Annotated in this window: 1 pseudogene; it reads right to left on the bottom strand. The window is 71.6% G+C overall.

Features of this window, described 5'->3' with window-relative positions:
- Positions 1 to 405 (bottom strand): annotated as a pseudogene (locus AC5RUJ_RS18550) (thiamine pyrophosphate-binding protein); the annotation flags it as partial.

The raw sequence follows: 405 nt of genomic DNA, 5'->3' as shown, positions 1-405 counted from the left end.
GTCGCGCAGCTCGGTGCGCAGCTGCGCCAGGTCGGGGGCCGGAACGGGCTCATGACCCTCGAGCCCGGCCAACAGCTGGGGCACGACGGCGGCGCTGTCGCCCACCAGCCCGATGGTCGCCGACACGTTCTTGTTCAGCTGCGTTTCCAGGATGTCCACCCGGACCACGGTGCCGCGCGGCTGCAGCGCGTTGAACCAGAGTTCGGCCTCGCCGATCTTGGAGCCGATCACCAGCAGCACATCGGCGTCCTCGCACAACCGCTGCGCGGGATCGAGGCGGATGTCGGAACCGAGCGCCAGCGGGTGCGACTCGGGAATGGCCCCCTTGCCGTTGAGCGTGGTCAGGACCGGGGCCTGCAGCGCCTCGGCGAGGGCCAGCAGGTCCGTGCCGGCGCGCAGCGAGCC

The sequence above is a fragment of the Arthrobacter sp. Y3223164 genome (assembly GCF_059091005.1).
This window is presented reverse-complemented; position numbering and strand designations above follow the sequence as displayed.